General features: G+C 66.7%; 6 protein-coding genes. 3 read left to right on the plus strand and 3 right to left on the minus strand.

Annotated features, from left to right (window positions below):
• Positions 1-150 precede the first annotated feature (150 nt).
• Genes ADBZ5N_RS17545 through ADBZ5N_RS17555 form a run of 3 tightly spaced genes read left to right on the plus strand, consistent with a single transcriptional unit; the run spans position 151 to position 2,201 of the window.
• Positions 151-804, plus strand: coding sequence for a cutinase family protein (locus tag ADBZ5N_RS17545; protein ID WP_526259663.1), 654 nt, complete (start codon positions 151-153; stop codon positions 802-804).
• Positions 805-851: 47 nt separating this feature from the next.
• Positions 852-1,496: a cutinase family protein gene (locus ADBZ5N_RS17550; protein ID WP_526259655.1), complete on the plus strand. Its 645-nt coding sequence runs from the start codon at positions 852-854 to the stop codon at positions 1,494-1,496.
• Between the two features lie 42 nt (positions 1,497-1,538).
• Complete coding sequence (locus tag ADBZ5N_RS17555) at positions 1,539-2,201, plus strand: cutinase family protein (protein ID WP_526259657.1); 663 nt, start codon at positions 1,539-1,541, stop codon at positions 2,199-2,201.
• A 41-nt stretch (positions 2,202-2,242) separates the two neighbouring features.
• Here the strand turns inward: ADBZ5N_RS17555 and truA are convergent, their stop codons facing one another.
• From truA to ADBZ5N_RS17570, 3 genes are all read right to left on the minus strand, one after another.
• Positions 2,243-3,124: a tRNA pseudouridine(38-40) synthase TruA gene (truA, locus tag ADBZ5N_RS17560; protein WP_526259666.1), complete on the minus strand. Its 882-nt coding sequence runs from the start codon at positions 3,122-3,124 to the stop codon at positions 2,243-2,245.
• Complete coding sequence (rplQ, locus tag ADBZ5N_RS17565; RefSeq protein WP_526259659.1) at positions 3,111-3,716, minus strand: 50S ribosomal protein L17; 606 nt, start codon at positions 3,714-3,716, stop codon at positions 3,111-3,113. The genes truA and rplQ overlap by 14 nt, the downstream gene beginning before the upstream one ends.
• 83 nt (positions 3,717-3,799) lie before the next feature.
• Positions 3,800-4,337: DNA-directed RNA polymerase subunit alpha C-terminal domain-containing protein (locus ADBZ5N_RS17570; protein WP_526259661.1), on the minus strand; the 538-nt coding region annotated here is incomplete at its 5' end.

A 4,337-nucleotide genomic window follows, 5' to 3' on the forward strand; every position in this document is an offset into this window, starting at 1 on the left:
CTGGTCGGCCCCACCTCCAGGACGGTCACCCCCAACACGGTCACCCGAAACACGTTAGGGACTAGCCGGGAACAACGCCGCGTCCATCCACAGCGGCACCCCCGGACCGGTTGACCAGCGAATATCGGTGACGTAACCAAATCTGTCAGAATCAAGGCCGTGAGGTTTCACCGATTAGCGCTTCGCGCCGCGGCGGTCACCGTTGCCGCTGCTTGCGCACTCAGCCCGCTGAGCACGCCGACCGCAGCCGCCGTCGGCTGCAACGACGTGGAGGTCGTATTCGCCCGGGGCACCAACGAGCCGCCCGGCATCGGGCGGGTCGGCGAGGCGTTCGTCAACGACCTGCGCGGACTGATCGGTGGCCGAAGCGTGGGCGTTTACGCCGTGAACTACCCCGCCAGCTACGACTTCCGGGCGGTCGCCGACGGCGCCAACGATGCCAGCGCCCATCTTCAGTGGGTCGCCAACAACTGCCCCAACAGCAGGATCGTGCTGGGCGGTTATTCGCAGGGAGCGGCGATCGTCGATGTCCTCACCGCCGTCCCGATCCCGGTCGTCGGATTCACCAATCCACTGCCGCCGTTCGCCGGCGACAAGATCGCCGCACTGGCCGTCTTCGGTAATCCGTCGGCCAGGATCGGCCTGCCGCTGACGTCGAGTCCGGTCTTCGGCACCCGGGCGATCGATCTGTGCAACCCCGGCGACCCGATCTGCTCACCCGGGGACAGTGTGACCGCGCACCGCAGCTACGGCCCGGACGGCACCGCCTACCAAGCGGCGGTCTTCGTCGCGAACCGGCTCTGACGTCGCTGTTTCGCCGCCGGTTACGCGGGTATGGAAATATTCTCACCATGCGCGTGATCGCGGCGATTTCCGTCGGCCTGCTGGCCTGCACCTGCCTGGCCACCGCCGCGCCCGCCCAGTCTGCCGAATGCCCCGATGTCGAGTTGGTGTTCGCCCGCGGGACCAGCGAGCCGGCGGGAATCGGCCGGGTCGGCCGGGCGCTGAGCGATCAACTTGCTGCCAGCCTGGGCGGCCGCACCCTCGGGGTGTACGGGGTCAACTACCCCGCGAGCTATGACTTCCTGGCGGCCGCCGAAGGTGCCGCCGACGCCACCAACCGCATCGCTGCGGTGTCCGAGGCCTGCCCGGACACCCGGTTCATTCTGGGCGGATACTCGCAGGGCGCGGCCGTCGTGGACATGCTGCTGGGCATCCCTCCACTGGGTGAGAAGGTGGGCGAAGTCGGCTCGGCGCCGCCGATGCCGCACAGCCTTGCCTCCAAGGTCGCCGCGGTCGCGGTCTTTGGAAACCCCGCGACCAAATTCGGCAATCCGGTCTCGGTCGCGATGGCCCCATTCGCCGGTAAGGCCATCGATCTCTGCAACGACGGGGACCCGATCTGCTCCCAGGGTCGCAATCCCTTCGCCCACACCAGTTACGAGAAGAGCGATCTGGTCAGTCAAGCGGTGGGATTCGTCTCCGGCCTGCTCTGACCTCACCTGGCACGGCCGCCATCGCGCCGCTACCATGGCGTGATGCGTTTGAGACGGATGTGCACCGTGGTGTCTGTGGTGATTTCAGCCACAGCGGCGCTGATGATTCCCATCGGCGCGCCTGCGGCGGGAGCCGAACCGTGCCCGGACGTCGAGGTGGTTTTCGCCCGCGGACGTATCGAGCCGCCTGGAACCGGCCAGGTCGGCGAAGCGTTCGTCAATGCCCTGCGTGCCCGGACCGACAAAACCGTCGGTTTCTACGCCGTCGATTATCCGGCCGATATCGAAGTCATCCAGGGCGCCAACGATATGAGCCGGCACATCCAGTCGATGGCGGCCAACTGTCCCGATACCAGGCTGGTCCTCGGCGGCTACTCGCTGGGGGCGGCGGTCACGGACGTGGTGGTCGCGGTGCCCGCTCCGATCTTCGGCTATACCAACCCGTTGCCCCTTGGTATGGATGACCACATCGCCGCGGTGGCGCTGTTCGGAAACGGCACCCGTAAGGTTCTCGGCCCCGTCTCGGACATCAGTCCGCTCTACGGCGAAAAGACCATCGACCTGTGCACGCAGGACGACCCGGTGTGTAACAACAATCTCGATCCCAACACCTGGGCCGACAACTGGCCGGCTCACCAGTACGCCGCCTATGTCGAATCGGGTCTGGTCGATCAGGCAGCGGACTTCGTGGCGGCCCGGATCTAGTCGGCCCGGATCTAGTCGGCCCGGATCTAGTCGGCCCGGATCTAGTCGAGGATTCGCAGGTCCCGGGTCACCGATACCCGCGCGGCAAGTTGATCGTCGGAGGGGTAGTCGACCCCGGTCAGCGTCAGTCCACGCGCCGGAGCGGCAGCGAATTCGCTTGACCGACCGTCTGCACGCAAAAGGGTTGCACACCAGCCTGGTTCGCGGCGTCCCTCACCAACGGCCAACACCGCCCCGACCAACGAGCGGACCATGGACCAGCAGAATGCGTCCGCGGTGACGAAAGCGGTCAGCAGGTCCCCCTCGGGCACCCAGTCGAAACGTTGGAGTTCCCGAATCGTCGTCGCACCCGGGCGATGACGACAGAAGGCGGCGAAGTCGTGCAGACCCACCAGGGTCGACGAAGCGGCATTCATGGCGTCGACATCCAGTGGCCGCGGCCACGAGGTGATGTACCGGGCCTGCTGCGGTTGCGCCCCGTACGGGGCCAGTGACAAGCGGTAGTCGTAGTGGCGGCGCAGGGCGGAGAACCGGGCGTCGAATCCCTCTGGTGCGCGCTGAATTTCACGGACGCGGACGTCTTCGGGCAGGAACTTGGCGAGCCTGCGGACCAGTGCGGCGAACTCAGCGTCTCCGCTGCGAGGTTGCCGGGGGTAGGCCCGATCCACCGCATCGGCGGGGATGTCGATATGCGCTACCTGACCGCTGGCGTGCACCCCGGCATCGGTGCGTCCGGCCGCGAAAAGTCGCAGCGGCTGCCGGAAAACCGTCGAGAATGCCTTGTCGAGTACACCGGCGACGGTGCGCTGCCCTTCCTGGGCAGCCCAGCCGGCGAAATCCGTTCCGTCGTAGGCGATGTCCAAACGAAGTCGGACCACCTCCGCCGGTCCCGACGCGCTCAGCGTGCCGTCAGGACTCGTCAGACTCGGCGGTCTGGGCGTCGGCGATACCGGCGTCTTCCGACTCGACAGACTCGACAGACTCGACCGGTTCGGCAGACTCGACCGGTTCGACAGCCTCAGCCGCCGGCACCTCAGCGGCCTCGAGCTCCACCGCCGCCTGCGGTGCCGCAGCCGCAGCCACCGGGGCGCTCGCCGCCGCGGCCTTCTTCGCCGACGCTGCGGCACGCCGTGCCCGGTTGGCCTCGGAGACGACTGTCTTCTCGCGGACCAGTTCGATCACCGCCATCGGGGCGTTGTCGCCCTTGCGCGCTTCGACCTTGATGATGCGGGTGTAGCCGCCGTTGCGGTCAGCGAAGAACGGCCCGATCTCGGCGAACAAGGTGTGCACGACGTCCTTGTCACGGATCTTCTTCATCACCTCGCGGCGGTTGTGCAAAGTGCCCTTCTTGGCGTGGGTGATGAGCTTCTCGGCGTAGGGCCGCAGCGCCCGGGCCTTGGGCTCGGTGGTCTTGATCCGACCGTGCTCGAAGAGCGATGTTGCCAGGTTGGCCAGGATCGCCTTCTGGTGCGAGGAAGAGCCGCCGAGGCGAGGACCCTTGGTGGGCTTGGGCATTGCGATCTCCTAGGTAAGCCCGGGCGCCGTATCAGGTACGACCGGGGTGCTTCGGGCGAAGCTGGGTGGGAAGGGCTTGCCAGTTAGAGCTGTTCGGTCTCGGCGTAGTCCACGTCGTTGTCCGCGTCGTAACCGGCGTCGTAGCCACTGTCACTGGTCCACGTGCCGGTGGCGACGTCGTAGCCGGCGACCTCGGACGGGTCGAAGCTGGCCGGGGAGTCCTTCAGCGACAGACCCAGCGAGTGCAGCTTGATCTTGACCTCGTCGATGGACTTCTGGCCGAAGTTGCGGATGTCCAGCAGGTCGGACTCGGTGCGGGCCACCAGCTCCCCGACGGTGTGCACGCCCTCACGCTTGAGGCAGTTGTAGGACCGGACAGTCAGATCGAGGTCGTCGATCGGCAGCGCGAACGCGGCGATGTGATCAGCCTCCTGGGGGGACGGGCCGATCTCGATGCCCTCAGCCTCCACGTTCAGTTCACGTGCCAGGCCGAACAACTCGACCAGGGTCTTACCGGCCGACGCGAGAGCGTCGCGCGGGCTGATCGAGTTCTTGGTCTCCACATCGAGGATCAGCTTGTCGAAGTCGGTGCGCTGCTCGACGCGGGTGGCCTCGACCTTG

Source organism: Mycobacterium sp., from assembly GCF_044370595.1.
Taxonomy (GTDB): Bacteria; Actinomycetota; Actinomycetes; order Mycobacteriales; family Mycobacteriaceae; genus Mycobacterium.